The organism is Nocardia sp. NPDC005978 (assembly GCF_040614455.1).
Taxonomy (GTDB): Bacteria; Actinomycetota; Actinomycetes; order Mycobacteriales; family Mycobacteriaceae; genus Nocardia.
Map to the genome: position 1 here is coordinate 23,757 of NZ_JBEXUS010000061.1, position 24,130 is coordinate 47,886.

The 24,130-nt window shown below is 69.9% G+C and carries 29 protein-coding genes; 8 read left to right on the forward strand and 21 right to left on the reverse strand.

Features of this window, described 5'->3' with window-relative positions; all coding sequences use genetic code 11:
- Positions 1-16 precede the first annotated feature (16 nt).
- Genes ABZ319_RS25045 through ABZ319_RS25085 form a run of 9 tightly spaced genes read right to left on the reverse strand, consistent with a single transcriptional unit; the run spans position 17 to position 4,011 of the window.
- Positions 17-586 (reverse strand): alkaline shock response membrane anchor protein AmaP, encoded by a 570-nt coding sequence (locus ABZ319_RS25045; protein WP_354988914.1) that lies wholly within the window; start codon positions 584-586, stop codon positions 17-19.
- On the reverse strand, positions 583-1,125 hold the full coding sequence (locus ABZ319_RS25050; RefSeq protein ID WP_354988915.1) for a DUF6286 domain-containing protein: 543 nt from the start codon (positions 1,123-1,125) through the stop codon (positions 583-585). The genes ABZ319_RS25045 and ABZ319_RS25050 overlap by 4 nt, the downstream gene beginning before the upstream one ends.
- Positions 1,122-1,463, reverse strand: a complete 342-nt coding sequence (locus ABZ319_RS25055) for an Asp23/Gls24 family envelope stress response protein (protein WP_354988916.1) — start codon at positions 1,461-1,463, stop codon at positions 1,122-1,124. Before ABZ319_RS25055 ends, ABZ319_RS25050 begins: the two co-directional genes overlap by 4 nt.
- Entirely contained in the window at positions 1,460-1,648 is a 189-nt protein-coding gene (locus ABZ319_RS25060) for a hypothetical protein (RefSeq protein ID WP_354988917.1), read from the reverse strand. The genes ABZ319_RS25055 and ABZ319_RS25060 overlap by 4 nt, the downstream gene beginning before the upstream one ends.
- Positions 1,649-1,675: 27 nt before the next feature.
- Positions 1,676-2,164: an Asp23/Gls24 family envelope stress response protein gene (locus tag ABZ319_RS25065; protein WP_354988918.1), complete on the reverse strand. Its 489-nt coding sequence runs from the start codon at positions 2,162-2,164 to the stop codon at positions 1,676-1,678.
- Positions 2,161-2,487 (reverse strand): hypothetical protein, encoded by a 327-nt coding sequence (locus ABZ319_RS25070; RefSeq protein ID WP_354988919.1) that lies wholly within the window; start codon positions 2,485-2,487, stop codon positions 2,161-2,163. The genes ABZ319_RS25065 and ABZ319_RS25070 overlap by 4 nt, the downstream gene beginning before the upstream one ends.
- On the reverse strand, positions 2,484-2,864 hold the full coding sequence (locus tag ABZ319_RS25075; protein WP_354988920.1) for an Asp23/Gls24 family envelope stress response protein: 381 nt from the start codon (positions 2,862-2,864) through the stop codon (positions 2,484-2,486). The genes ABZ319_RS25070 and ABZ319_RS25075 overlap by 4 nt, the downstream gene beginning before the upstream one ends.
- The gene (locus ABZ319_RS25080; RefSeq protein ID WP_354988921.1) at positions 2,861-3,448 is read right to left on the reverse strand and encodes an Asp23/Gls24 family envelope stress response protein; all 588 of its coding nucleotides are present in this window, start codon (positions 3,446-3,448) and stop codon (positions 2,861-2,863) included. The genes ABZ319_RS25075 and ABZ319_RS25080 overlap by 4 nt, the downstream gene beginning before the upstream one ends.
- On the reverse strand, positions 3,445-4,011 hold the full coding sequence (locus ABZ319_RS25085) for a sigma-70 family RNA polymerase sigma factor (protein ID WP_354988922.1): 567 nt from the start codon (positions 4,009-4,011) through the stop codon (positions 3,445-3,447). Before ABZ319_RS25085 ends, ABZ319_RS25080 begins: the two co-directional genes overlap by 4 nt.
- Positions 4,012-4,176: 165 nt before the next feature.
- On the opposite strand from ABZ319_RS25085, the gene ABZ319_RS25090 reads away from it, so the two are divergent.
- Positions 4,177-4,386 carry a CsbD family protein gene (locus ABZ319_RS25090; protein WP_354988923.1) on the forward strand — a complete coding sequence of 70 codons (210 nt, stop codon included), beginning with the start codon at positions 4,177-4,179 and terminating at the stop codon, positions 4,384-4,386.
- 60 nt (positions 4,387-4,446) lie between these two features.
- On the opposite strand, the gene ABZ319_RS25095 is transcribed toward ABZ319_RS25090, so the two are convergent.
- Entirely contained in the window at positions 4,447-5,451 is a 1,005-nt protein-coding gene (locus tag ABZ319_RS25095) for a hypothetical protein (RefSeq protein WP_354988924.1), read from the reverse strand.
- A gap of 259 nt (positions 5,452-5,710) precedes the next feature.
- On the opposite strand from ABZ319_RS25095, the gene ABZ319_RS25100 reads away from it, so the two are divergent.
- Positions 5,711-6,694 (forward strand): AraC family transcriptional regulator, encoded by a 984-nt coding sequence (locus tag ABZ319_RS25100; protein ID WP_354988925.1) that lies wholly within the window; start codon positions 5,711-5,713, stop codon positions 6,692-6,694.
- Between the two features lie 102 nt (positions 6,695-6,796).
- Here the strand turns inward: ABZ319_RS25100 and ABZ319_RS25105 are convergent, their stop codons facing one another.
- From ABZ319_RS25105 to ABZ319_RS25120, 4 genes are read right to left on the reverse strand one after another with little or no spacing between them, the layout of a single operon-like run.
- Positions 6,797-7,711, reverse strand: a complete 915-nt coding sequence (locus tag ABZ319_RS25105) for an ADP-ribosylglycohydrolase family protein (RefSeq protein WP_354988926.1) — start codon at positions 7,709-7,711, stop codon at positions 6,797-6,799.
- A gap of 15 nt (positions 7,712-7,726) precedes the next feature.
- Positions 7,727-9,010 carry an ArsB/NhaD family transporter gene (locus ABZ319_RS25110; RefSeq protein WP_354988927.1) on the reverse strand — a complete coding sequence of 428 codons (1,284 nt, stop codon included), beginning with the start codon at positions 9,008-9,010 and terminating at the stop codon, positions 7,727-7,729.
- A gap of 31 nt (positions 9,011-9,041) precedes the next feature.
- Positions 9,042-9,545, reverse strand: coding sequence for a CBS domain-containing protein (locus ABZ319_RS25115; protein ID WP_354988928.1), 504 nt, complete (start codon positions 9,543-9,545; stop codon positions 9,042-9,044).
- Positions 9,542-9,817, reverse strand: coding sequence for a hypothetical protein (locus ABZ319_RS25120; protein WP_354988929.1), 276 nt, complete (start codon positions 9,815-9,817; stop codon positions 9,542-9,544). Before ABZ319_RS25120 ends, ABZ319_RS25115 begins: the two co-directional genes overlap by 4 nt.
- Before the next feature lie 178 nt (positions 9,818-9,995).
- On the opposite strand from ABZ319_RS25120, the gene ABZ319_RS25125 reads away from it, so the two are divergent.
- The 3 genes from ABZ319_RS25125 (at position 9,996) to ABZ319_RS25135 (ending at position 13,231) form a co-directional block, all read left to right on the forward strand.
- Positions 9,996-11,006: a histidine kinase gene (locus ABZ319_RS25125; protein WP_354988930.1), complete on the forward strand. Its 1,011-nt coding sequence runs from the start codon at positions 9,996-9,998 to the stop codon at positions 11,004-11,006.
- A complete protein-coding gene (locus ABZ319_RS25130; protein ID WP_354988931.1) occupies positions 11,003-11,668 on the forward strand; it encodes a response regulator transcription factor in 666 nt (221 codons plus the stop codon). The genes ABZ319_RS25125 and ABZ319_RS25130 overlap by 4 nt, the downstream gene beginning before the upstream one ends.
- Before the next feature lie 123 nt (positions 11,669-11,791).
- Positions 11,792-13,231: a TerD family protein gene (locus ABZ319_RS25135; protein ID WP_354988943.1), complete on the forward strand. Its 1,440-nt coding sequence runs from the start codon at positions 11,792-11,794 to the stop codon at positions 13,229-13,231.
- Between the two features lie 46 nt (positions 13,232-13,277).
- Here ABZ319_RS25135 and ABZ319_RS25140 read toward each other — a convergent pair whose 3' ends face one another.
- From ABZ319_RS25140 to ABZ319_RS25150, 3 genes are all read right to left on the reverse strand, one after another.
- Complete coding sequence (locus ABZ319_RS25140; protein WP_354988932.1) at positions 13,278-14,438, reverse strand: serine hydrolase domain-containing protein; 1,161 nt, start codon at positions 14,436-14,438, stop codon at positions 13,278-13,280.
- Between the two features lie 128 nt (positions 14,439-14,566).
- Entirely contained in the window at positions 14,567-14,920 is a 354-nt protein-coding gene (gene trxA / locus ABZ319_RS25145) for a thioredoxin (protein WP_354988933.1), read from the reverse strand.
- On the reverse strand, positions 14,917-15,363 hold the full coding sequence (locus ABZ319_RS25150; protein ID WP_354988934.1) for a MerR family transcriptional regulator: 447 nt from the start codon (positions 15,361-15,363) through the stop codon (positions 14,917-14,919). The genes trxA and ABZ319_RS25150 overlap by 4 nt, the downstream gene beginning before the upstream one ends.
- Before the next feature lie 343 nt (positions 15,364-15,706).
- Here ABZ319_RS25150 and ABZ319_RS25155 point away from each other — a divergent pair, with 343 nt between their 5' ends.
- Positions 15,707-15,922, forward strand: a complete 216-nt coding sequence (locus tag ABZ319_RS25155) for a hypothetical protein (RefSeq protein ID WP_354988935.1) — start codon at positions 15,707-15,709, stop codon at positions 15,920-15,922.
- Between the two features lie 380 nt (positions 15,923-16,302).
- Here ABZ319_RS25155 and ABZ319_RS25160 read toward each other — a convergent pair whose 3' ends face one another.
- Together ABZ319_RS25160 and ABZ319_RS25165 are read right to left on the reverse strand one after the other, a co-directional pair.
- Positions 16,303-18,012, reverse strand: a complete 1,710-nt coding sequence (locus ABZ319_RS25160; RefSeq protein ID WP_354988936.1) for an alpha/beta fold hydrolase — start codon at positions 18,010-18,012, stop codon at positions 16,303-16,305.
- A gap of 81 nt (positions 18,013-18,093) precedes the next feature.
- Positions 18,094-18,648: a TetR/AcrR family transcriptional regulator gene (locus ABZ319_RS25165; protein ID WP_354988937.1), complete on the reverse strand. Its 555-nt coding sequence runs from the start codon at positions 18,646-18,648 to the stop codon at positions 18,094-18,096.
- Positions 18,649-18,810: 162 nt separating this feature from the next.
- On the opposite strand from ABZ319_RS25165, the gene ABZ319_RS25170 reads away from it, so the two are divergent.
- Positions 18,811-19,764: an alpha/beta hydrolase gene (locus ABZ319_RS25170; RefSeq protein ID WP_354988938.1), complete on the forward strand. Its 954-nt coding sequence runs from the start codon at positions 18,811-18,813 to the stop codon at positions 19,762-19,764.
- 265 nt (positions 19,765-20,029) lie between these two features.
- On the opposite strand, the gene ilvD is transcribed toward ABZ319_RS25170, so the two are convergent.
- Complete coding sequence (gene ilvD, locus ABZ319_RS25175; RefSeq protein WP_354988939.1) at positions 20,030-21,748, reverse strand: dihydroxy-acid dehydratase; 1,719 nt, start codon at positions 21,746-21,748, stop codon at positions 20,030-20,032.
- A gap of 84 nt (positions 21,749-21,832) precedes the next feature.
- Positions 21,833-22,603, reverse strand: coding sequence for a methyltransferase domain-containing protein (locus ABZ319_RS25180; RefSeq protein ID WP_354988940.1), 771 nt, complete (start codon positions 22,601-22,603; stop codon positions 21,833-21,835).
- 194 nt (positions 22,604-22,797) lie between these two features.
- Here ABZ319_RS25180 and ABZ319_RS25185 point away from each other — a divergent pair, with 194 nt between their 5' ends.
- Positions 22,798-24,129, forward strand: a complete 1,332-nt coding sequence (locus tag ABZ319_RS25185) for a lipase family protein (RefSeq protein ID WP_354988941.1) — start codon at positions 22,798-22,800, stop codon at positions 24,127-24,129.
- Position 24,130 lies beyond the last annotated feature (1 nt).

Consider the following 24,130-nt stretch of genomic DNA (forward strand, 5'->3'; position numbering starts at 1 on the left):
GCGCGCCCGCCGGCGCTCAGCGCACGCGGGCGCGGTTCTCGCTCAGGCGCACCTCCGTCGCCACCGCGATGGCGGGTACCGCGAGTGCCTGGCGCAGGCGAGCCACGGCCTCGTCGTCGATGCGCCCGCGCAGTTCGGTGACGTCGGCATCCGGAGCGACGGTCAGGATCAGGTGCAGTTCCGGGGCGCGGGTGGGGCCGGTGAGCCAGGCGGCGGCGGATTCGACCCCCGCCAGCGATTCGATGTCCGCGGCCACGGCAGCGGCGGCCACGGCCGAGGACAGTGTCGTGGCATCCGGGGAATCGGCTTCGGTCAGTTGCCATTCCACGGCGGTCGGCATGCGGAAGAACTGAGCGGCGAGCCAGCGCAGGCAGAGCAGGGCGAGTACGGCGGCCCCGACGATGGTGAGGTAGAAGACCCAGCGCCGCGGCGCGGCGTCGCCGGGGGTGAGCGCGTCCGAGCGGTGCACCCAGCCAAGCCAACCGCGCTGCGCCGCAATCAGATACGCACCGGCCGCCACCAGAAGGACGCCGATGACCGCGAGCAGGGTGCGATTGAGACGGGCCGGGCGGTTCACGGCGGTCATCGGGAGCCTCCGGTGTTCGCGGGACGGAACCGAGCGCGCACGTCGGGCGCGGACACCGCGCCCACGCGCTCGAAAGCATCGGCGACCGCACGGTCGACCGTGTCCGGCAGATCGGCCACCTCGGTTCGATCCGAGACACCGGAGACACGAATAGTGTTGCCGTGCATCTTTATTCGAGCGGAACCCACCCCGGGCACCGAAGTGACCGACCGCCGCACCGCCGTCCGCAGGCTGCGGCGCTCGATGCCCGCGCCGCCACCGTGATCCAGCGTGCGCAACGGCACGACCACCGCACGGCCGGGGGCCGCGGCGACGGCGATCAAGGCCAGACCGGCCAGCACGAGGACGATGCCGACCGCGAGCACCACCGGATCACCCCAGTCGGTGCCGTGCAGGCGGGTGGCGACGCTGTCGTAGGACAGATACTGCCCCGAACCTGAAAGGCGCTGCGCGAGTGAGACGATCACCGCCACGCACAGTGCCAGCAGGACCAGCGCCACCAGCACGGCCGCGCCCGCGCGGCGTGACCGGCGGATCACAGCACCCGCCGGCGCGGCTCCGGCGCGGCGGACTCGACCGCCGCGGACTCGACCACCATGGCGGACACCGCGATGTCGACGCCGGTGACCCGTAGGCCGGCCAGCTCCGCCACCCGTTCGACCAGGTGCGCGCGGCACGACTCGGCGACCCGCGCCACCGGCAGCGGATAGCGCACCGGCAACCGCACCCGCAGCGCGGTGGTGTCCGCGGTGACCAGCGCGTCGACGCTGACCGCGGCCGCCACCCCGTCGACCTCGGTGGCGGCGCGCTCGGCTATGCGGCGCACCGCGCGGTCGCTCACGGTGGTGGATCCCGGCAGCTCCACCGCCACCGTCATCGCCTGCCCCGGTCCTGCACCGACCGCAGCATTCCGGCGACGTCGATCGCGCCGTCGAGCCAGCGGCCCACCAGCAGGCCGAGGCCCGCGAACACCAGCACGATGGCGAACGCGCCGAAACCGCCGAAGGCCATGGCGAATCCGAGCGCGAGACCCACGGCCAGACAGGTCGTTGTGGCGTTCATCTGCGACTCCTGACGGGGAACGGATGATTACTGAACGCGATTGGAGCCGGACTCGGGGGCGTCGTCATCGTCCTCGGGGATGTAGACGTCATTGATGTTGATGTTGACCTCGACGACCTCGAGGCCGGTCATCTGCTCGATGGCGTTGATGACGTTGCGGCGCACGACCTTCGCCAGTTCGGTGATCGACACGCCGTACTCGATGACCAGTTCCAGATCCACGGCGGCCTGTTTCTCGCCGACCTCGACCGAAACACCCTGCCCCACACTGGCGGACGCGCCCGGGATGCGATCCCGGATCGCGCCGAACGCACGGGCGGCGCCGCCGCCGAGCGCGTGCACGCCGCGCACCTCGCGGGCGGCCAGACCGGCGATCTTCTGCACCACGATGTCCGCGATGCTGGTGGTGCCCTGATCGGTCACCAACTCGGTGGAGTTCGTGCCCTTGCGCGTCGCGCCCTCGTGCTCGGCGGGCGCGGTCTTCGCAGCGGGCTTCTCGGTGCTGGTTCCGGTCATGTCGTCCTCCTGATCTCGTTGGTGTCGTTGAAAGCCGCCGGATCGAGTTCGACGATCCGCAGGCGCACCGTCGCGGTCGCGAAATCGGTGCCGGCCAGCAGCGGGCGGACCGCGCCGGTGAGCGAGGCCAACAGCGGCGGCAACGGCAAAACGCTTGCCGCCAGCCGAATCTCGACCACATCCCGGTTCAGATCCACCGCGTACGCCTTGCCGCCGCCGCGTGGCAGCCAGCTGACGGCCTCGATTCCGAACGGTGTCGCCGGTCGTAAGCCCTGCACCTCCTCTATCGCGCCGACTATCGCCTCGATCAGCTCCGCGGTCACACGCCCCCCGGTTCGATATCGATGATCACGACCGACACCTGCTCGATCCGGACACCGGTGTGCTCGAGCACCGCGCCGGTGACCGCGCGCTGAATCGCCGCGCCCACCTCCGCCGCCCGGCCGTCACCGCCGAGCGAGACATCCACCCGGATGGCGCGGCCGCCATCGGTCGTCTTCTCCACGCGGACACCGTCACCCGCGAGCGACTCCTGCCCGCGCAACAGCTGTTTGCCCGAACGCGCCCAGCCCGCGACCATGCCGCGCAGACCCGGTTCGAGGCGGACCACGCCCGGCACCGCGGCGGCCGCGCGCGCCGCCACACCGGCGATGACCGCGTCCGAGACGACGATTTCGTGTTCGGCGCTCAGAGCCGTCACCGATCCCTCTCCTGGTAGACATCCGCGACGGTCACATCGAGCCGGCCGAGCAGCAGCCCGGCGCGCGCCGCGACGGCGGTCGCGACCCGCCCGCGCACCTGCGGCACGATGCCCTCGACGCTGCCGCCGCGCATCCGGACCGCGATCGCGATGCTGATCTCGACGATGTTCTCGCCGTCCGGCGCGGTGCCGACACTGCGAATCCGGCAGCGCCGCGCGCGGACACCGGGCACGGTGTCGGCGGCGAAGCGTACGACCGCCGCGACCGCCTGCTCGCTGACCTGCACGCTGCCCGCGTGCGCGGTGGGCAGTTCGAGTGTCTGCCCGCGGCGCACCTCGGCGCGCACGACGGACATGATGCGGCCGAACAGGTCCGGGGGCGGCGGGTCCGGTTCGGTGATGAGTTCCTGGGTCGCCGTACGCAACGCGAGCAGACTCTCGCGCGCAGCCCGGCAGTCCGCGCACCGCGACTCGTGTGCGTCGGCGTTGCCCAGGCGCACGGCGTCCAGGCGTCGCCACACCTGTTCCATACCGCGGCCACAGGGCAGCAGATAGTCCTCGTCCGTGTCGGTCGCGTTCGTCATCGCCACGCCTTCATCACCTCCGCCAATTGCGCACGGGCCCGGGCGATGCGCCCGCGCACCGCGGTGACGTTCGCGCCGACGATCTCACCGATCTCCTCGTACGAGCGGCCGTGCACCTCGCGCAGCAGCCAGCACGCCCGCTGCTCGGGGGTGAGCTGCTGCAGTGCCACGGTCAGGGCCTCCATTTGGCTGTTCACCTGCACCGCGTGTTCCGGGCGCAGTTCGCGCTGCGGGGACACGGTGGTGTCGGGGTCGATATCGGTGGTCGGTTGCCGCTTGCGCAGCACGTTCAGGCAACGGTTCGTGGTGGCGCGGTAGAGCCAGCCGACGAAGGCGGAGTCGTCCTCGAGCTGGCCCAGGCGTCGCCAGGCGGTGAGGAAGACGTCCTGGACGACGTCCTGCGCCTCGGTCTGATCGGCGAGCATCTTGGCCGCGAGCCGGAACATTGCCCCTTGGTAGCGGAGCACCAGCTGCTCGTAGCTTCGAATATCACCGTCGCGCACTCGGCTGACCAGGGTCGCATCATCGAGTTCCGCCTCGACTCCGGCATCGGTAGTGCTCACGCCGCCTCCTAACCGTTCATCGAATAGACCCGGGCGAGGAAGAACTCTCACGCAGCATTATCTGTGACCGTTGTCTCAGAAGTTGCTGAGTGACATACCGCCAAGTCTGCTGTCTTAAGGAATGTGCCCCGTCCCGGGCACAGCCAATCGACAACGGAGGTTCCGATGTCTCTGAGCGACAAGATCGATAACAAGGCCGAGGAGCTGGGCGGCAAGGCCAAGGAAGCCGCCGGCAAGATCACCGACGACAAGGACCTGGAGGCCGAGGGCAAGGGTGATCAGCTCACCGCCGGACTCAAGGACGCGGCCGAGGACGTCAAGGACGCCGTCAGCGGCGCGGTCGGCAAGGTGAAGAAGGCACTCGGCAACGACTGACGAGGACCGAGCCGGATCGGGAGGCGCGGATCGCGCCTCCCGATCGGCGTCTCGGCCGGCTCAGCAGTGCGAGGACAGATGGCGGGCCGGAGCCGCACCCAGAAAACGCACCGTGTCGGTGCGATCCCACAGTTCCATGCCCGCGGTCGCGGACTGGCAGTCGCGAACACAGCGCAGGACGGCGTTGCGCACCTGGGGGGACAGTTGCAACTCGTCCATTTCCGGGCGGATCGCTGCGACGGCGGCGAGGTTGTCCGCGACGCGGTCGGCGATCATCGCCCGGACCGCGTCGACGGCCTCGGGCAGGGACAGCCGGCGGTGGCTGCGCAGAACCGTGACGAGGTTGATGGGGTCGGCGGTCTCGGTTTCGACGGCCAAGGAGTGCAGGTCGTTGATCCAGCACATGAGGTCCGCGGTCGTCGCGATGATCTCCTGGTAGGCCGGGCCGAAGTAGAGGGCGTCGGGGACGATCGCGCGCTCGGCGATCTCGGCGAGATCGACGGTCGGCAGCACCGTGCAGGCGTCGCGGCGCAGGCGGGGGTATTCGGCGGGGCCGGGGACGGTCGAGCTGGCACGGAAGGCGTTCTCGCGGGCGTGGCCCATCAGCCAGATTTCCAAGTTCAGGGCGAATCGTCTTGCGGCAGATGGTGTTTGGCGCGGATAGGTGCGATCGCACAGGTTTTCCAGTGCTGCGATGACCGGGGATTCGGCCGCGCCGGAGCCGGGGCGGCGGTGGATGACGTCCAGGGCGCGGTAGCGCAGGCTGTCGTACTCGCCGGCGCGCTGTTCCGAGACGGCGGCATCCTGAAGATCATCGAAAATGAAGAAGAGCGTTATCCATTCGGCCAGCAGGACCAGATCCGCAAAACTCGCACCGGAGCACCAGTACGAAGCGAAGCGGCCGTAACCGAGCGATTCGAAGCGCCGGTGTGCGCGTTCGTCGGCGAGCAACCCGAATCGGGTGGCCCAGTGCTGGGCGTGACGTTGCGCGCGTGCGCCGGAAAGATGTGGTCGCGGCGGGAAGGGGAGCGTGATCTCCAACTGCCGCAGGTCGCATTCGTTCATATCCAAGACCGATCCGCTCTCGGAGCGGGTCCTCCCCCATCGGATTACCGGACCCTCGGTGTACGACCGTGCGGCTGCGTGCGGACGGCTTGTCCTCCAGCATAACGACATTCGTAATGATCAAGACATTCTTTGCGAATACCCTGTCCGCAAGTGTCCGCCCCGAAGCGCGCCGAACAAACCGCTTGGTCGGCACCTGGCGAACACCCAACTGCCCGAAACATGGTTGCTGGCACAGGCGCGGTGAGAAAATGCCAGCGTGGAGCAAACCGTCGTCGGCGCCGTAGAGGTCTCGTCGTCACCGACCACCCCGCCGCAGCAGGCCTTCGAACAGTGGGAGGCGGTGATGGCGGACGCCGTCGCGCCCTCGGTGCTCGAACCGCTGAACAAGGGGCCCTGGCGTGGGCAGTTGAGCAGTGCGCAGTTCGACAACTTCGCGGTCTCGCGCATGCGGGCGGGCGCGCAGCGCGCATTGCGAACACCGAAGCACGTCGCGCGGTCGTCCGAGGAGTTCCTGCTGGTGAACATCGTGCTCGAGGGCACGAACTGGACCGAACAGGCCGGTCGGGTCGCGGTGTCGACGCCCGGCACCATCGCGTTCTTCGACAGCGGGCTGCCGCTAGAGAGCCACACCAGCAACAACAACGTCTCGGCCATGGTGCGCGCGCCGATGCAGCTGGTGCTCGATCACGCGGGGCTCAATCGCGAGCAATTGCCCACCGCCGCAGCGATTGCCGCCACCGGCGGGCTGGGCGTGATCGCGGGCTTCTTCCGCAGTCTGGCCGAACTGCCGACCGGAGAAGTAGACAGGGCGGTCACGGTGCTGGCGAGTGACGCGCCCGGCATGCTCGCCTCGGCGGTGCTGCTGGCCTCGGGCAGCGCCGCCCCCACCCACACCGAGGCCCAGCACATGCGGCAGCAAATCCTCGCTCACATCCGCAAACACTTCGCCAACCCCGATCTGACGGTCGACGACATCGCCCGTGCCTGCCTGATCTCGCGCCGCACCCTCTACCGGGTGTGCGCCGGCTTCGGCGAGCCCGGCGCCATCATCCGCCGGATGCGGATAGAACACGCCCGCCGCCTCCTGCGCGCCGACCCGACCCGCGCGATGTCCGGCACCGCCGCCGCCTGCGGCTTCGCCAACGACCGCCACTTCTACCGCGCCTTCAAGGAGGAGACCGGCCTGACCCCCGGCCAGTTCCGCGAACAGATCCACTGCGGCATAGCCCAACTCGACTGAGCCACAGGGCAGCTCGGCGCACACCGCCGCGGGCTCCAGGGTGAGACGACTGCGTGCGACCGTTCGGCGTGTCACGACGAATCGAGTGCGATCGCGGCCGAGTCAGCCCGCCGTGAGAGACCAGGGCGGAAGTGGCTCGCGGGCGCCGAGCCACGCGGGCGGTATGGCGGAGACGCCGGTGTTGGCCGCGACGATGCCGCCGACGATCGCGGCCGTGGTGTCCGCGTCACCGCCCGCCTCGATGCAGGCGGTGATGGCCGCCGGATAGTCGGTCAGGTGGGTGGCGGCGACCCAGAGGGTGAAGGGAACAGTGTCCTGGGCGGAGACCTGGGCGCCGTTGCCCAGTTCGTAGGCCGCCTCCGGAAGCGATCTGCCCAGCAGGGTGCGGGCTCGGCGGATACCGGCGGCTACGCGGCCGTCGATCAGATAGGGCTCGACCGCGTCGAAGAGTTCGGCTGGGGCGCAAGGTTTCCCGCGCGTCGCGGCTGCGTGGGCGGCGGCCACCGCGACGGCCATCGCGCCGAGGATGGCTTCCGGGTGGGCGTGGGTCAGCTCGGCGGACAGGGCCGCCTCTGCCGCCGCCCGGTCCGGGGAATCGGCGAAGTACGCGCCGAGCGGGGCGACCCGCATGGCCGCGCCGTTGCCCCAGGAGCCGCGGCCCGCGAAGGCGGCGGCAGCGGCTTCACGCCAGTGGCGGCCGTCGCGGATCTCGTGCAGGACGACGACCGTGCCCGCGCCGTAGCCGCGATACGGTTCGCAGCGGTCGGCGAAACCGGCGGCCAGGCGGTCTCGGTCGACGCGGCCGTGGGTGCGGAGTTCGCGGTAGACCGAGCAGGCCATCTCGGTGTCGTCGGTCCAGGGCCAGGGGCCGGCGGGTGGACGGCCCGCGCGCAGATCGGGGAAAGAGGTTCCGGGGACGAAGAATTGGGCGCCGAGGGCGTCGCCGACGGACAGACCCTCGAGGCTGTCCCGGGCGGGATCGATGGTGGTCCGGACGGGATCGGTGGTGGAGTGCATACGGGCGACATACTGTCAGAAGTAGCGGGCCCAGAGGTAGAGCCAGGCCAGGACGCTCGAGACCACGGTTACTATCACGCCGTACTTCGTGAAGTGCCAGAAGGTTATTCGGTGGCCCGCACGTTTCGCTATGTCCAGGGCCACCACGTTGGCGCTGGCGGCCACGGCGGTGCCGTTGCCGCTGAAGTCGGCGCCGAAGGCGAAGGACCACCACAGGGCCTGGCCGGTCGCGGGGTCGGGGGCCTGGGCCGCCAGCTCCTCGACCACGGGGGCCATGGTGGTGGTGTAGGGGATGTTGTCGATGAAGGCGGCCACCACGGCGGAGCCGAAGACCAGGATCGTCGCGGCCAGGAAAGGGTTGTGGCCGAACGCATCCGCGGCGGCGGTGCCGAGACGGTCGATGACGCCGGTGTGGACCAGGCCCGCGACCATCACGAACAGGCCCATGAAGAACACCAGGGTGCCCCACTCCACCTCGCGCAGCACATCACCGATGTCCAGGTCACAGACCAGCAGCATCGCGCCCGCGCCGAGCAGGGCGATGATCGAGGGCGCCACGTGCAGCACCGAATGCAGGCCGAAACCGATCACGACGCCGGTCAGCACCAGCAGCGAGCGGGTCAGCAGCTTCGTATCGGTGATCGCCCGCCGCTCCTGCAGCGCCATCACCGCCTCGATCTGCGGATCCAACTCCCGGAAGACGTTGCGGAACAACAGCTTCGTGCACGCGACGAAGATAACGAAGATCACCGCGACCGCCGGGGCCATATGAATCAGGAAGTCGTTGAAGGTCAGCCCGGCCCGGCTGCCGATGATGATGTTGGGCGGATCGCCGATCAGCGTCGCCGCGCCGCCGATGTTGGCGGCCAGCACCTCCGCGATCAGAAACGGCTGCGCGGGAATGCTCAGCCGGTTGCACACCACCACGGTGACGGGCGCGACCAGCAGGATGATCGTGACGTTGTCCAGGATCGGCGAGGCGATGCCGGTGATCACCATCAGCATCACCATGAGCCGGAAAGGGTTGCCGCGCGAGCGTTTCGCGGCCCAGATGGCCAGATAGTCGAACAGCCCGGTGTGCCGGACCACCCCCACGATGATCATCATCCCGAGCAGCAGGAAGATGACGTTCCAATCGATGCCCGCGTGCGGGTCGTAGAAGATCCGCTCCCCCGGCACCAGTCCGAGCACCGCCATGAGCGCGGCCGCCACCAGCACGGTCTTGACCTTGTTGGCGCGCTCGGTGGCGATGAACCAGAACGCACCGACGAAAATCGTCAGTGCCAGAATCTGATTCATCGCCGACCTCGCCGGGGAGCCGGAGCCAGGATCACTCGTCCGGCCCGGCCACGGCCAGGCTGATGAGCAGTCGTTCCAACGTGATGGCCCCGACCAGGCGGCGACCGCGATCCACCACCGCCACCAGCGGACTGTGCTTGCGCGCCATCACCGCCGCGACCTCGAGCAGCGTCGCGTCCGGCTGCACCGTCGCGGGCCGCACCGCCGGCGCGGGCAGGCAATCCCCCACGCTGGACCCACCGGGCTCGAGCCAGAACAGCTCCGCGTGCACCTCGTCGATCGTTCGGGCCAGCGCCGGATCGTTCTGATAGGAACTGGGAATCGCCAGCTTCAGCACCTGGGTCCCCGGCAGCACCGCGACCGGATGGTCCTGCTCGTCCACCACGATCATGCCGGGCAGCCGGTGCACGACCATCAGCCGAATGGCCTTGACCACCGGATCACCCATCCGGACCGTCGGGAGTTGAATCGCGATATCGCGTGCTTGCATGGCGGGACCCTTTTGGGCGTACAGCGCGGTGAACGTGGTGGTCATGGTCTGCTCCGGCGCTGAGTGAGCAGATCCAGGCGCTGTTCGAGCCGGGCCAGCCGGTCCGGCAGCGAGAAGCTGTGCAGCAGATCGGCGACCTGATCCGCCTCGTCGACCTCGAGCGCGATGGCATGCGCGGGTTCCTCGTAGCGGGGGTCGTAGACCAGCAGATGCCGGTCCCCGTCCGTCTCGGCCAGTACCGCGAATCGGTCGCCGCCACGCGTGACGCAGTGGTGCAGCACGCCCCTGCCGGGGACCGTCGAGCGGTCGATGTCCATACCCAGCTCACCTCCCGCTGAAATCAGTTTTCGCTGATCAGTCTGTGTTGCAGAGGGTTCGCGGGGCTATCGGCGGAAGTAGCCAAATGGCGTGGGGAAAACTATGTAGGCCGGGCTCGCGCCGGTTGGGTGCGCGGCCTGATGGACACCGCGCACCGCCATGACCAGACTGAGGGGTATGGATCGCCCCGCCCGAGGTCTCGGCCTCTTCCGGCGGCACACCCGCACCCCGGCCGGTGCGCTGTTCCGGCGGATATTCCTCATCAACGGCCTGGTGTTCACCCTGGGCACGCTGGTGCTGGCGGTATCGCCGGCGACCGTGTCCGCGCGCGTGCGACTGACCGAGGTCCCGGTGCTGCTGATCGGGCTGGCCGTCATCCTCGCCGCCAACGCCGTGCTGCTGCGCACCAGCCTGGCGCCGCTGGACGCCCTGATCGCGTCCATGCGCCGGGTCGATCCGCTGCGGCGCGGGGAACGGGTCGACAGTCCGCCCAACGGCGATCTCGCCCATCTCATCGACACCTTCAACGCCATGGTCGAGCGGCTCGAATCCGAACGCACCGCCGCCAGCGCCTCGGCCCTGGCCGCCCAGGAGGGCGAGCGCCGGCGCATCGCCCGCGAACTCCACGACGAGATCGGCCAAAGTCTCACCGTCGCTTTGCTTTCCATGAAGCGGGTGATAGACCGCGCCCCGGCAGAGATGGCAGACGACCTGCACGGGGTGCAGGAGACCGTGCGCGGCTGCCTGGACGAGGTGCGCGGCATCGCCCGCCGCCTGCGCCCCGACGTTCTCGAGGATCTGGGCCTGCACTCGGCCCTGGCCGCGCTGTGCGGGGAGGTCACCGCCGCCGGGCTCGAGGTCACCCGCGACATCGACCGGCAGCTGCCGCGGCTGTCGCCGGATGTGGAGCTGGTCTGCTACCGCGTCGCGCAGGAGGGCCTGACCAATATCGTCCGGCACGCCGGCGCCCGCCAGGTACACATCGGCCTGCATGCCCGGGACGATCACCTCGTGCTGCGGGTGCGTGACGACGGTCGCGGCGGCGTCATCGGTGAGGGCGCGGGTATTCGCGGCATGCGCGAGCGCGCCCTGCTGATCGACGCCGTGCTGTCCATCGAGTCACCGCCCGGCCACGGCACGGTCCTGCGACTCGCCATCCCCCGCAACGACTTCGAGAGCCGACCATGACCGCACCCAGCGCCGCCCCAGCCCGCGTCCTGCTCGCCGACGATCACGCGCTCGTGCGCTCGGGCCTGCGGCTCATCCTCGACGCCGAACCCGATCTCACCGTGGTCGCCGAGGCGGCCAACGGTTTCGACGCCGTGCAGCGCCTCGGCGAAGTGCCCGTCGATCTGGCCATCCTGGACATCGCCATGCCGCGCATGACCGGCATACAGGCGGCCCGCGAGATCGCGCGGGACCATCCCGAGGTCCGCATCCTCATGCTGTCGATGTACGACAACGAGCAGTACTTCTTCGAATCGCTCAAGGCCGGTGCGTCGGGCTACGTGCTGAAATCGGTCGCCGACCGCGATCTGCTCGAAGCCTGCCGCGCGACCATGCGCGGCGAGCCGTTCCTGTACCCGGGCGCGATGACCTCGCTGATCCGCGATTGGCTGCAGCGCGCGCGGGAGGGCTCGGCCCCGCCGGAGAACGTGCTGACCCCGCGCGAGGAGGAGATCCTCAAGCTCGTCGCCGAGGGCCATTCCTCCCGCGAGATCGCCGCGACCCTGGTGATCAGCGCCAAGACCGTGGACCGGCATCGCGCCAACATCCTGGCCAAACTCGGCCTGCGCGATCGGCTCGCGCTGACCCGCTACGCGATTCGCGCGGGCCTGGTCGAACCCTGAACCGCGCGGCCGGGAATCGGCCCGCGCCACCGGGTCCGCACGACCGGGCGAGATCGCGTTCGCGGAATTGGATGGTTGGGCTCGGCACTCGCGGCGGTGTCGTATAGGTTGGCAGGTGTGTCGATGATGAAGGGCGCCAACGTTCCGGTGTCGGCGGGGGCGGTTCGGATCGAGTTGGGCTGGCAGTCCGGGCCGGGTGTGCCCGACGCGGATGCGTCCGCGCTGCTGCTGGTCAGCGGAAAGGTCCGTTCCGACAACGACTTCGTGTTCTACAACCAGCCGGTGCATCCCTCCGGCGCGGTGCGGCACGAGGGTAAACAGCACGGGCAGACCGTGCTGGATCTGTTGTCGGTGAACCTGTCCCAGGTCGAACCGCAGATCGAGACCATCGTGATCGCGGCCTCCGCGACCGGTGGCACCTTCCGCCAATTCCAAGGTCTCTACGTCCGCGTGCTGGACGCGGCCAATGGCGCCGAACTGGCGCGATTCGCCAGCGGCGACGCCACCACCGAGACCGCCTTCGTGCTGGGCGAGCTGTACCGCCGCCAGGGCAGCTGGAAGTTCCGCGCGGTCGGGCAGGGCTACAACACCGGGTTGGAGGGACTGGCAACCGATTTCGGCATCTCCGTCGACAGCGAGCCCGCCCCGACCCAGCAGTACACCCCGCCTCCGCCGCAGCAGCAGCAACAGTTCACGCCGCCGCCTCCGCAGCAGCAGTACGCGCCACCGCCCCCGCAGCCGTACACCCAACCGGCACAGCCGCAGTACGCGCCGCCGCCGCCTCCGCCGCAGCAGCAGCAGTACGCACCCCCGCCGCAGCAGTACACCCAGCCGCCGCAGCCGCAGTACGCGCCGCCGCCCCCGCCGCAACAGCAGTACGCACCCCCGCCACCTCAGCAGGGGTACGCACCGCCGCCGCAGCAGGGCGCACCGGTCAATCTGTCCAAGATCTCCCTGACCAAGGACGCGCCGACCGTCTCGCTGACCAAGTCCGGCGCGACCGGCGGCACCATGCGGGTGAACCTGAACTGGACCACCAGTCGCGGCACCGGCCTGTTCGGCCGCAAGGCGAGCAATCTCGACCTGGACCTGTGCTGCTTCTACGAGCTGGCGAACGGCTCGATCGGTTCGGTGCGCGCCCTGGACCGCCGGTTCGGCGACCTGCAGAACCCGCCGTTCATCCGGCTCGATCAGGACGACCGCACCGGCTCGAGCGCCACCGGCGAGAACCTCGACATCAACCTCGATTTCACCCGGTTCTTCCGCCGCATCCTGGTGTTCACCTCGCTGTACGAGGGCGCGCGTGACTTCCGGGGCGTCCAGGCAACCGCGACGCTCTACCCGGTCAACAGCGTGCCGATCGAGATGACCCTCGACGGCTGCGTCGACGACTCCCGGGACGCGGTGCTCGCGATCATCGAGAACGTCAACGGCGAACTGGTGGTCAGGCGCGAGTGCACCTTCATTCGCCCGCCGGCCGGGCAGCCCGGCGGCGGCATCACCGAAATCGTGCGCCGGTACAACTGGGCCTTCGACATTCGGGCCGGACGCGGCAAGGACTGAGTTCCCCCGACCGGTGCGCACCGCTGGTGCGCACCGGTTTTCGCGATCAGGGCCCGGCGCAGATCGCGGTGTCGAACACCGATTGCAGGGCGGCCGCGGCGGCGGCGTTCGCGGGGCGCTCGTTCGCCAGCACCGAGACCGCGCGCCCGTCCGCGGTCACCCCGTCGTAGGTCCGGAAGCCGGGGATGGAACCGCCGTGACCCCACACCTGCCTGTCGCAGGGCACCGTGAGCAGCGCCAGGCCCAGCCCGTAGTCGATGCCGGCCGGGCGATTGGTCAGCGGCCGGGGATCGCGCCGCATCTCGGTCACCTGCGCGGGCTCGAGCAGCGATCCCGAGAGCAGCGCGGTGAAGAAGCGGTTGAGGTCCGCGCCGGTGGAGACGAGCGCGCCCGCCGCGCCCGCGAAAGACGGGTCGTATCGCGTCATATCCGTGCGTTTCCCGTCGACGACCTCGTAGCCGAGCGGATGCGGATCGCGCAGCCCGAGCTCGCCGGGCGCGGGAATGTAGGTGCCGCCCAGGCCGAGTGGCTCGGTGATGCGGGTGGCGACCTCCGCGGCGAAGGTGCGACCGGTCACCCGTTCGATGAGCAGACCGAGGATCAGATAGTTGGTGTTGCTGTACTCGGCCTTCTCCCCGGGCGGGAAGTGCGCGGGCATGGTCCGCACGGCGCTGCGCACCAGTTCGGCGGCGTCGAAACGCGTGTCGAGCAGATCCGCGTAATCCCGGTCCAGCTCCGGCAATTCGAGGTACTCGGGCAGTCCGCTGGTGTGCTGCATGAGGTTTCGCACGGTGATCCGATTCCCGTCGATGCCCTCGCCCTGCACCAGACCCGGTAGGTAGCGCTCGATCGGCGCGTCGAGTTGCACCGATCCCGCCGACACCAGCTGCATGATGACGGTGGCGGCGAAAGCCTTGGTGTTGCTGCCGGCCCGGACGTGCGCGTCCGCCGGAAAGCCCGACCCCGTCCCCGCGTCCCCGACACCCGCGGTGGCCTGCCAGTCCCGCCCGCCCTCGGTGACGACCACCTGCACCCCGGCGGTTCCCGCGGCGACCGCGGCGTCCAGCGCCCGCTGAACCTGCGCGCGGGCGGAATCGGAGAGCACCTGTGGCGCATCGGAATCCGCGCTCGTTCCGCACGCGGTCAGCGCGCAAGCCAACACCAACGCGCCCACCGCGGTCCGCACGATCCGTCGCCTGGAAGTCATAGCAGCAGACTCACACGCGGGGCCCGGTGCGCGCATCGTCCCCAGGTCCCACGCGCACCCTGAGATACCCCCGGCCGGCGGCGGGCCGGGGGCGGAGCAGCGCCTCTCCGCTCCCGGCCCGCGGCCGGTCAGATCACGCCGGCCAGATCCGAGAGCAGGCGGCGCTTGGCGCGCGCGCCGACCATCGTCTTCACCGGCTGCCCGCCCCGGAACACCATGAGCGTGGGCGTGGACATGATGCCGTAGGTGGCCTGGACGCCGGGGTTCGCGCCCACGTCGATCTTCACGATCCGGATGCGCCCGGCCTCCTCGGTGGCGATCTCCGCGAGCACGGGGACGAGCATGCGGCAGGGACCGCACTGTTCGGCGAAGAAGTCGACGAGGACCGGCAGTTCGGAGTCGAGAACCACGGCCGCGAAATCGGCGTCCGTCACCGGAACGACCGCGTCGGCGCCGGTCATAGCCGTATCGGTGTTGGTCATAGCACTGCTCTCCTCGTGAATAGTGCCGAGCGCGCGGCATGGATGCCGGGTGGCTCCCATTCGCAGTTCGGCGGCTCGCCACGGTCGGTGGCGTCGGAATCGTTCCGGGTCAGCTGATCGCGAATCCAGTTCCGCACGCCCTCGAGCTGTGCGATGCATTCCTCGATCTCGGCGAGCTTGTTGCGATAGACCTCGGACGATGCCGGACACGAGTCGCCCGTGGGATTGCCCTCGCGCAGACACTCCACGAAGGGGCGGATCTCCTCGAGATCGAACCCGATGTCCTGCAGGGTCCGGATCTGCCGCAGCACGTGTAGATCGTGCTCGCCGTACACCCGGTAACCGGCGTCATCACGCTGGGCGGACAGCAATCCGCGCGACTCGTAATAGCGCAGCGCGCGGGTCGTGGTGGCTGCGCGCCTGGCCAACTCGCCTATTCGCATAGCCGGTTCCTCCTGCGTGTGATGCTCGAATTCCGATGCTAAACATTGACGCCGACGTCAAGGCAACCCCACGATCACACGGCGGAATTCCCGCGGTTTCGTCGATTCGCCGGCGCGGCGGGCGTCGATCGGGCATGAGCACAAGATCGCCGAACCGCGTTCGTGCACTTGACCAGCGGTTACGAGTGGCGCTGCGCACATCTCCGAGAATCGGCACGGAAGCCGTAACAGCGAATGTTCAGCTATCTATAAGCGGACGTACATCACCACGGTGGCCGCGCTCGCCGCGACCACGAATCCCGAGGGTGCCCAAGCAAGTTCGACCACGAAGTGAGGTATCGATATGCGCAAGCTGCTCGCCACCACCGGCATCGCCGGCGTCCTGACCACCGGTGCGCTGATCACCGGCGCCGCGACCGCGCAGGCGACCCCACCGCCGCCGTCCCCGGTCTGCTCGATCGTGGCCTACCCCCTCGTGTTCCTGATCGAGGCGACCGGCGGCAAGGCGAGCCCCATCGCCCCGGTCGCCCAGCAGATCGTCGACGTCGTCTGCCGCTGAGCAGGCCCGCTCACCGATAGGCACATCACTCGCCCCGCCACGTCCGATCACCGCAGGCGGGGTAAGTGTGTGACGCACCGCCCGCGCGGCTCGCAACCGGTCACGTTTCCGGGCCCGGCCCCGTGCGATGCAGCAGGTGGTCCGCGATTCGCGAAGCCGTCGGTGTCGAAGGTGAGCTGCATCGACGGGCTGCTCGTCGTGGGCGGCGCGAACGGGCCCGCGACCGGCAAGCCTGTCGGTCCCGCCTCGCGCGGGCGCTACGGCGGGATGGCGGTGGTGGTCGCTGCGCCACCGGCTGGGACCGTGCGCGGCGGCACCGGCCGATCAGGCAGCGCGGGCCGTGCGACAGGGGGCCGGCGTGCGGATCAGGAAGCCCGGCCTCAGCCGGAGACAGGCGCTGGCTCGGCCACGAGACCGGCGATCAACTCCGGGTGTGTGATGTGGGGATTGTGCCCTGCGCCCGGCACGGCCACGACGGGGTGCATGGTGGAAACCAGGAGGGGCTCCTGGGCGCCGTGGATGATCAGCACCGGGACCCGCAGGCGGGACAGGCGGGTCGCCATATCGGTGCGGTAGGCCGGGGCGCTCACCGCCGACAAGGCGGAAACCACGCGCGCGGCCGCACCGGGGCGGCGCAGCGCCGCATGCGCGCTCGCGGTTGCGGAGCCGTTCGAGATGTCCAGTTGCGCTGCCAGTTTCGAGGCGGGCAGGCGTTTCAGGACCCGGGCCGTCAGGGGGTTGCGCAGCGTCCAGGGGGCGCGTTTCTGGAGGAAGAACGGGGAGATAAGGACCACGCGGGAGACCCGATCGGGGTGGCGCTCGGCGTAGTCGACCGCGGCCGCCGCGCCGAGGGAGTGGCCGACCAGGACCGGGCGGGTGCGGACCGGGGCCATCAGCTCGCCGAGCCAGTCGCCGAGGGAGCCGGGACGGGGAGCCGAGCGGCCGAAGCCGGGCAGGTCCGCCGAAAGCGTCCGGGCGGCAAGAGCTTTCGTCACTCCATCCCAGGAGTCGCTGTCCAGCGGAAGTCCGTGCAAGAGAACGTACTCCGGATCGGCAGCGTCGCCGGACACCCAGGTTCCGTCCCGGAACCCGGACCCGGTTCGCTCGGGGATCACCCCGTTACGGGTGGCGACCACGCCGTCCGCCCAGTCGCGCAGGACATCCGCGAACGGCCGGTGCTCGATGCCCAGGGTTCGGGCCACCGCGTCGGCGGCGCTCGTGTCGTATCGATCGCCGGAGATGAACCCCAGCGATTCCGGTTCGGCCCCGGTCAGCACGCGCGGCAGTGCGCGCAGCACCGGCACCGGGATCCGCAGGCGTGGAGCCCGCACGCCCAGGTGCGCGGCGATGAGGCGGATCAGGTCCGGCAGGTCGGGGGTGGCGGGGTCGAGCAGGGTGTAGGCCCGGTCCGCGGTCTCGGGCAGCGTGGCAACGCGGGCCAGAAACCGTGCCACATAGTCGATTCCGACTATGGGAACGAAGGAATCGCGACGTCCCGGCAGGGCGGGCAACTGTCCCCGCCAGAGTTGATCCACCAGATCGGAGAGGCCGAAGTACTGCCCGGGCCCGAGCACCGACGCCGGGTTGGCCACGGTCAGCGGTACGCCCAGCTGCCGAGCGAGTTCGCGTAAGGCCCGGTCGGCCTCGGTTTTCGACGCCTCGTACGCCCCGGCGCGATAGTCGGCCTCGGCGCCGCCTTCGGCGGTGACCCGGTAGCCGCTGATGTGGATGAGGCGGCGCAGTTCCGGCTGCCTGCTCGCCCAGCGCGCCACGTCCAGCGCACCGGTGAGGTTGACCCGTTGCGCGCGTTCGGCATCGAGGCCGAACTTCATGAGCGCGGCGGTGTTGTAGACGTCGCGGATGCCGTGAAAGTCCGCGGTGAGGCCGAGATTCGGTGCGGTGATGTCGGCCGTGGCCACGAGAAGTGCGCGCTGGTCGGCGCCCTGCTCGGCGAGCCAGGAAGTGAGCCGGTCCCCGCTGCCCGCGCGCACCGCGGCCACGACGGTGTGACCGTCGCGCAGCAGTTCGGCGACCAGGGAGCGGCCGATGAATCCGGCGGCGCCGAAGACGATGGAGTCGGCGTGGGTCATGGCAATCACTTTCAGTAGACCGATTTACATATTCTTGGGTCGAAGAAATGGCCGCGCGTCGGCGGCCGAGATGGAAGTAGGTCAGACGAGGGTGTCGAGGGTCCCCGCGATACGGCGCAGCGGTCCCCGGTCGCGATGGGCTCGGCTCAGAATGAGCCCGCCCTCCATGAGCGCCAGCGCGGCGGTGGCCAGGCGCTCGGGTTCGGGGTGCCCGTAGTCGGTCAGGCGGTCACGCAGCAGCTTCTCCCATTCGGAGTACGCGGCCGAACACGACTGCTGCACAGCACCATTGGCGGGTGTCACATCCAGGGCGACACCGGCCACCGGGCAGCCCGCCGTCCAGCCCGAGGATTCCAGGCGCTCCCCGAGCAACTCGACCAGCAGCTCGAGATACCCCCGCGCGTCCGCGGCCTCGGCGGTCTCGATGACCGCCGATATCTCGGCCGCCGACTCCGCGATGGCCTCGGAAATGATCTGGTCCTTGCCGCCGGGAAAGTGGAAGTACAGCGAACCACGCGGCGCGCCACTGATTTCCAGGATCTGATTGAGACCCGTTCCGTAGTAGCCGTGCGATTCGACGAGCGAGCGCGCCGCCGCCAGGAGCCGGCAGCGCGTCTCGGCGCCCTTCTTTCCCATGCCGAAAACAGTAGACCGGTCATCATATTTCTGCAACCGGACCCCACCCCCGGGTGTGAATTCGCCACCCCTCGGAGGACACACCCCACCACTCGGGCCCCTCGAGCCGGGACCGAATCCGATGGACAGTGGAGACACCACCGAGCAGACCGGAGAACCCCGATGTCGAAGTCCAGCACGATCGCCGCGACGGCGGAACGTCGTGTCCCGGTCTCGACCGCGGACGGCGTGGAACTGGCCGTACACGAGTACGGCCCGGCGCACGCGGAACTCACGGTCGTGCTGCTGCACGGGCACTGCCAGCGCGCTCAGACCTGGACCCGCGTCCGCGACGAGCTGCTGCGGCAGTACCCGGGCGCCCGGGTCATCTGCTACGACCACCGCGGGCACGGCGCGTCCGGTGCGGCCGCCCATCGCACCTACAACCTCGAACAACTCGGCGCGGACCTGCGCACGGTGCTCGAGACCGTCGCGCCCACCGGGCCGATCGTGCTGGTGGGCCATTCCATGGGCGGCATGACGGTGCTGACCTACCTGAGCCAGCACGCGCACGAGATCGGCGACCGGATCGCCGGCGTCGCGCTCATCGCGACCGCGGCGAACGGGCTGGCCGAGTCCGGCTTCGGCAGACTGCTGCGCCACCCGCTCATCACCCTGTTCCAGGCCGCCGTGCGCTGGGCGCCGCACCCCATGCAGTACGCGAAACATCTGGCGCGCAAGGCTTTCGCGCCGATCGTGCGCGGCGCCGCCGACGGGCGTGCGGTGGGCCCGCGGCTGCTGAGTCTGGCCAACGCCATGCACAACGAGACCTCGGTGGTCACGATGGCGAGCTTCCTGCGCGCGTTCACCGACTACGACCGCACCCACGTCCTGGCCGCCCTGTCGCGGATCCCGACCCTGGTGCTGTGCGGGTCCGCCGACCCGATGACCCCGCCGTCGCATTCGGTCGCCATGGCCGCCGCGGTCGACTACTCGGACCTGGTGCTCATCCCGGGCGCGGGCCACTCGGTGATCCTCGAACAGCCCGCCCGGGTGGCCGAGGCGCTGACCCGGCTGCTGACCCGGGCGGGCGGGCCGACCACCCCGGCCCGCGCCCACCTGCGTCTGGTCGCCTGACAACCACCGGCTCGGCGGCCCACCGGCTCGGCGGCCCTGAGCCGGTCAGTTGGGGGGCATCGCCCACCACTCGTTGGCCGCCGCCCGTCGGCCCCCGCCCGTCGGCCACCGCCCGTCAGCCCCCGTCCGTCAGCTCATCAGCCCGTTGGCCGCCGCCCGTCAGCTCAGCAGCCCGTTGGCCCGTCAGCTCATCGGCCCGTCAGCCCGTCAGCCCGTACCCGGACCGCCAAGCGGTACGGCAGGACCCAGCCACAGCGGCCCGGCTCTAGTCGCAGACCGCACCGAACGACGCCGAACCGACCAACCGCGCGTACTTCGACAGCACGCCCCGGGTGTAGCGGGGCGGCAGCGGGTTCCAGCCCTCGGCGCGCCGGTCGAGTTCCTCCTTGTCGACCAGCAGGTCGAGGGTGCCCGCGCCCACGTCCAGGCGGATCTGATCGCCGTCGCGCACGAAGGCGATGGGCCCGGCGTCGACCGCCTCCGGGGCCACGTGCCCGACGCACAGGCCGGTGGTGCCGCCGGAGAAGCGACCGTCGGTCAGCAGCAGCACGTCCTTGCCCAGGCCCGCGCCCTTGATGGCGGCGGTGATGGCGAGCATCTCGCGCATGCCCGGACCGCCCTTGGGGCCCTCGTACCGGATGACCACCACGTCGCCCGCGGTGATCGTGCCGTCCTCGAGGGCATCCATGGCGGCGCGCTCACGATCGAAAACCCGTGCGGTGCCGGTGAATACGTCCGAATCGAATCCGGCGGACTTGACCACCGCGCCGCCGGGGGCGAGCGAGCCGTGCAGGATGGTGATGCCGCCGGTGGGATGAATCGGGGAGTTCATCGCCCGCACCACCTTGCCGTCCGGATCCGGCGGCGCGATGTCGGCGAGGTTCTGCGCCACGGTGCGACCGGTCACGGTGAGGCAATCACCGTGCAGCAGACCCGCATCCAGCAGCGCCTTCATCATCACCGGCACGCCGCCGATGCGATCCACGTCGGTCATCACGTGCTTGCCGAAGGGCTTCACGTCCGCCAGGTGCGGCACGCGCCTGCCGACCCGGGCGAAATCGTCCAGTGTCAGATCGACGTTCGCGTCGTGCGCGATGGCCAGCAGATGCAGCACCGCGTTGGTGGAACCGCCGAAGGCCATCACCACCGCGATCGCGTTCTCGAACGCCTCCTTGGTCAGGATGTCCGAGGTGGTGATGCCGCGGCGCAGCAATTCCACGACCGCCTCGCCGCTGCGGCGGGCGTAGCCGTCCCGGCGGCGGTCGGTCGCGGGCGGGGCGGCGCTGCCCGGCAGCGACATGCCCATGGCCTCGGCCGCGCTGGCCATGGTGTTGGCGGTGTACATGCCGCCGCACGCGCCCTCACCGGGGCAGATGGCGCGTTCGATGGCGTCGACGTCCGCGCGGCTCATGAGCCCGCGCGAGCACGCCCCGACCGCCTCGAAGGCGTCGATGATGGTCACTTCACGCTCGGTGCCGTCGGTCATCTTCGCGATGCCCGGCAGGATCGAGCCCGCGTACAGGAACACGCTCGCCAGGTTCAGCCGGGCCGCGGCCATCAGCATGCCGGGCAGGGATTTGTCGCAGCCCGCGAGCAGGACCGAACCGTCCAGGCGCTCGGCCTGCATGACCGTCTCCACGCTGTCGGCGATCACCTCGCGCGACACCAGGGAGAAGTGCATGCCCTCGTGGCCCATGGAGATGCCGTCGGACACCGAGATGGTGCCGAACTGCATGGGATAGCCGCCCGCGCTGAACACACCCTCCTTGCCGGCGGTGGCCAGGCGGTCCAGCGAGAGGTTGCAGGGTGTGATCTCGTTCCACGAGGACGCCACCCCGATCTGCGATTTCCCCCAGTCGGCATCACCCATGCCGACCGCGCGCAGCATGCCGCGCGCGGCGGTCTTCTCCAGTCCGTCGGTGACGTCGCGACTGCGGGGCTTGATATCGGGGCCGCTCGAATCATTGGACACGGTGCCGATCATCCCTCGAGCCGATCCGATTTCCGGCGAATCTCCGTTTCGCGCGTCTCCGGCCGGTCGGCGGCGCTCCCGCGCGCACCGGACCGATCACCTGGTGGCGATGACGAATTGTCCCTGGCCGCTGATGAATTGGTTCACCTCGGCGAACCCGGCCCGCCGCAGCCGCGCGGTGATCTCGTCCCGGCCGAAGATGTGAATGCCACTCGCCGCGGCCAGGACGGGCTTCACCAGCGGGATCCGGGTCAGTTTCTCGTCCACCGTCGTGAAGATCGCCAGCTTGCCGCCGGGTTTGAGCACCCGGATCATTTCCTCGATCACCTCGTGCGGCGCGGGGATCAGATACAGCGCGGCCAGGCAGCTCACCGAGTCGAACGTCTTGTCCGCGAACGGAATCGCGTGGGCATCGGCGCGCAGGAAGGCGACCCGCTCGGCACGCGAATCGCGCACCGCCTGGGTCAGCATGGGCACGGAGACGTCGAGCCCGACCGCCAGCCCGTCCGAGCCGAGGTTCGCCGCGAATGCGCGGGTGTGCAGCCCCGGCCCGCAGGCCACGTCCAGCACCAGGCCGGCACCGGATGGGGACAGCTCGGCCAGGACCCGGTCGGTGTACCGCTTGGTGCCCGGGCCGCCGAAACTGAAGGCCCGGGTGAACATGGGCCGCCACAGCCCCTCGTAGATCCGGGCGAGCACCGGATTCTCCATGGCGACCTGGGCCAGAGATCGCTCGGCCGACCCCTGCGCGGCCAAGAGATCCAGGTACCCGGCGCTGTCGTCGACGCTCGCGGGCAGGCGGCCGGGATCCAGGAGGTCCGACAGGAACTCCAGCGGGGATCGTTCACGAACGCGTTTCCTGGCCAACCCGACTCCTCGATCCGTACCGGTTCGCCCGATACTTCCCTTTATTGTCTGGGACAGTACAGGCCGATGGGGTCGAACGGAATACGACCGGAGCAATCTTGCCGCTGGGAGATAGCCCGGCGCTCTAGAATTCCCCTGCACGATCGCACTACCCCAGAGTTGTTCAGCGAACCGGCCACGGGACGGAGCGGACGATGACGATGACGGCGAATCCGGTGGATGTCGGCACCGCCCACCGAGCCGGGACGCTCGTCCGCAGTGCGGAACTCCCGCCCCGCATGTGGCCCGCGCACACCGCCGCCGGATACCGGGTCTGGTACCAGGGCGTCGGCTACGACGGGGCCGGGCGCATCATGACCGGCTCGGTTTTCGCACCCGAGGGCGAGCCGCCCGGCGGCGGCTGGCCGGTCATCGGCTACGCGCACGGCACCACCGGGCTGTCCGACGGCACCGCGCCCTCGGTCGCCGGGCTGTCCCGGCCCGAGAGCCGCCACGTCGCCGCCTGGCTGCAGGCCGGATACTTCGTCACCGTCACCGATTACGAGGGCTTGGCCTCTCCCGGCCCGCATCCGTACTTCAACGGCGAGGCCGTCGCGGACGACGTGGTCGACATCGTGCGCGCGGCAAGGCAACTCGATCACCCGCTGAGCCCGCGGTGGATGGCGGTCGGGTTCTCCCAGGGCGGGCACGCCGCGCTGTTCACCGGGCTCATGGCCACCAAATACGCTCCGGAACTGGACTTCCGGGGCACGGTGGCGCTGGCCCCGCCGGTCGAGGTGCCGATGATCGTCGGGCTGCAGACCGCGGCCGACTCCGCACCGGTGACCCTGTTCCTGCCGTATCTGCTGGCCGGGCTGCGCACCACGCGCGGGCTCGCCACCCAGGACTTCATGACCGGCCTCGGGCAGCGGCTCATCGCGCTGGCCGAAACCGCGCCCGTGCGCGATATCCATTACGCCGTAGCGGTTCTCACCAATCAGGACATCGGCACCACCGGTTTGACCGGTCGCCCAGGGCTGGACGCCATGCTGCACGCCTGCCGGGTGCCCACCGCCCGCTTCGACCGCCCGGTGCTGCTGGCCGCCGGCACCGAGGACGCGGTGCTGCCCATGGCGGTGGTGGAACAGTTCGCCGCGGAACTGCTCCGCGCGGGCACCACCTTGGAATTCGTGACGTGCATCGGGGCCGATCACACGCGCATGCTGGCCGCTCCCACCGGGGAAATGCTCGCCTGGGCGAACGCGCACATGGCCGCCGCACCGCATACCGTCGCGCAAACCTACGGCGCCCGAAGCGGTTTCGACCTGCTCGACGTCACCGGCGACGGCTACCTGACCGCAGACGACTACGAGGCCTTCGGCCTGCGGCTGGTGCAGGCGTACGGTGAGGCCCCCGGCTCGCGGCGCGCCGCGGCGGTGCGCGCGGGGGTTGGGGGGCGGTTGGGGTCCCGGGCGGGGGGGGGGGGCCCCGCGCACGAACGCCCGGTCAGGCCCGCCGAGTTGGGGGGGGGGGTCGTGTTGTATTAGT

Bases quoted from the DNA above. Each gene is read 5' to 3' on its own strand.
- ABZ319_RS25170 (WP_354988938.1), top strand. From the start codon at position 18,811: ATGTCGAAGTCCAGCACGATCGCCGCGACGGCGGAACGTCGTGTCCCG.
- ABZ319_RS25130 (WP_354988931.1), top strand. From the start codon at position 11,003: ATGACCGCACCCAGCGCCGCCCCAGCCCGCGTCCTGCTCGCCGACGAT.
- ABZ319_RS25065 (WP_354988918.1), bottom strand. From the start codon at position 2,164: ATGACCGGAACCAGCACCGAGAAGCCCGCTGCGAAGACCGCGCCCGCC.
- trxA (WP_354988933.1), bottom strand. From the start codon at position 14,920: ATGACCAACACCGATACGGCTATGACCGGCGCCGACGCGGTCGTTCCG.
- ABZ319_RS25165 (WP_354988937.1), bottom strand. From the start codon at position 18,648: ATGGGAAAGAAGGGCGCCGAGACGCGCTGCCGGCTCCTGGCGGCGGCG.
- ABZ319_RS25055 (WP_354988916.1), bottom strand. From the start codon at position 1,463: ATGACGGTGGCGGTGGAGCTGCCGGGATCCACCACCGTGAGCGACCGC.
- ABZ319_RS25060 (WP_354988917.1), bottom strand. From the start codon at position 1,648: ATGAACGCCACAACGACCTGTCTGGCCGTGGGTCTCGCGCTCGGATTC.
- ABZ319_RS25185 (WP_354988941.1), top strand. From the start codon at position 22,798: ATGACGATGACGGCGAATCCGGTGGATGTCGGCACCGCCCACCGAGCC.
- ABZ319_RS25140 (WP_354988932.1), bottom strand. From the start codon at position 14,438: ATGACTTCCAGGCGACGGATCGTGCGGACCGCGGTGGGCGCGTTGGTG.
- ABZ319_RS25125 (WP_354988930.1), top strand. From the start codon at position 9,996: ATGGATCGCCCCGCCCGAGGTCTCGGCCTCTTCCGGCGGCACACCCGC.
- ABZ319_RS25080 (WP_354988921.1), bottom strand. From the start codon at position 3,448: ATGACGAACGCGACCGACACGGACGAGGACTATCTGCTGCCCTGTGGC.
- ABZ319_RS25090 (WP_354988923.1), top strand. From the start codon at position 4,177: ATGTCTCTGAGCGACAAGATCGATAACAAGGCCGAGGAGCTGGGCGGC.
- ilvD (WP_354988939.1), bottom strand. From the start codon at position 21,748: ATGATCGGCACCGTGTCCAATGATTCGAGCGGCCCCGATATCAAGCCC.
- ABZ319_RS25110 (WP_354988927.1), bottom strand. From the start codon at position 9,010: ATGAATCAGATTCTGGCACTGACGATTTTCGTCGGTGCGTTCTGGTTC.
- ABZ319_RS25135 (WP_354988943.1), top strand. From the start codon at position 11,792: ATGATGAAGGGCGCCAACGTTCCGGTGTCGGCGGGGGCGGTTCGGATC.
- ABZ319_RS25120 (WP_354988929.1), bottom strand. From the start codon at position 9,817: ATGGACATCGACCGCTCGACGGTCCCCGGCAGGGGCGTGCTGCACCAC.
- ABZ319_RS25155 (WP_354988935.1), top strand. From the start codon at position 15,707: ATGCGCAAGCTGCTCGCCACCACCGGCATCGCCGGCGTCCTGACCACC.
- ABZ319_RS25095 (WP_354988924.1), bottom strand. From the start codon at position 5,451: ATGAACGAATGCGACCTGCGGCAGTTGGAGATCACGCTCCCCTTCCCG.
- ABZ319_RS25160 (WP_354988936.1), bottom strand. From the start codon at position 18,012: ATGACCCACGCCGACTCCATCGTCTTCGGCGCCGCCGGATTCATCGGC.
- ABZ319_RS25105 (WP_354988926.1), bottom strand. From the start codon at position 7,711: ATGCACTCCACCACCGATCCCGTCCGGACCACCATCGATCCCGCCCGG.
- ABZ319_RS25045 (WP_354988914.1), bottom strand. From the start codon at position 586: ATGACCGCCGTGAACCGCCCGGCCCGTCTCAATCGCACCCTGCTCGCG.
- ABZ319_RS25150 (WP_354988934.1), bottom strand. From the start codon at position 15,363: ATGCGAATAGGCGAGTTGGCCAGGCGCGCAGCCACCACGACCCGCGCG.
- ABZ319_RS25115 (WP_354988928.1), bottom strand. From the start codon at position 9,545: ATGACCACCACGTTCACCGCGCTGTACGCCCAAAAGGGTCCCGCCATG.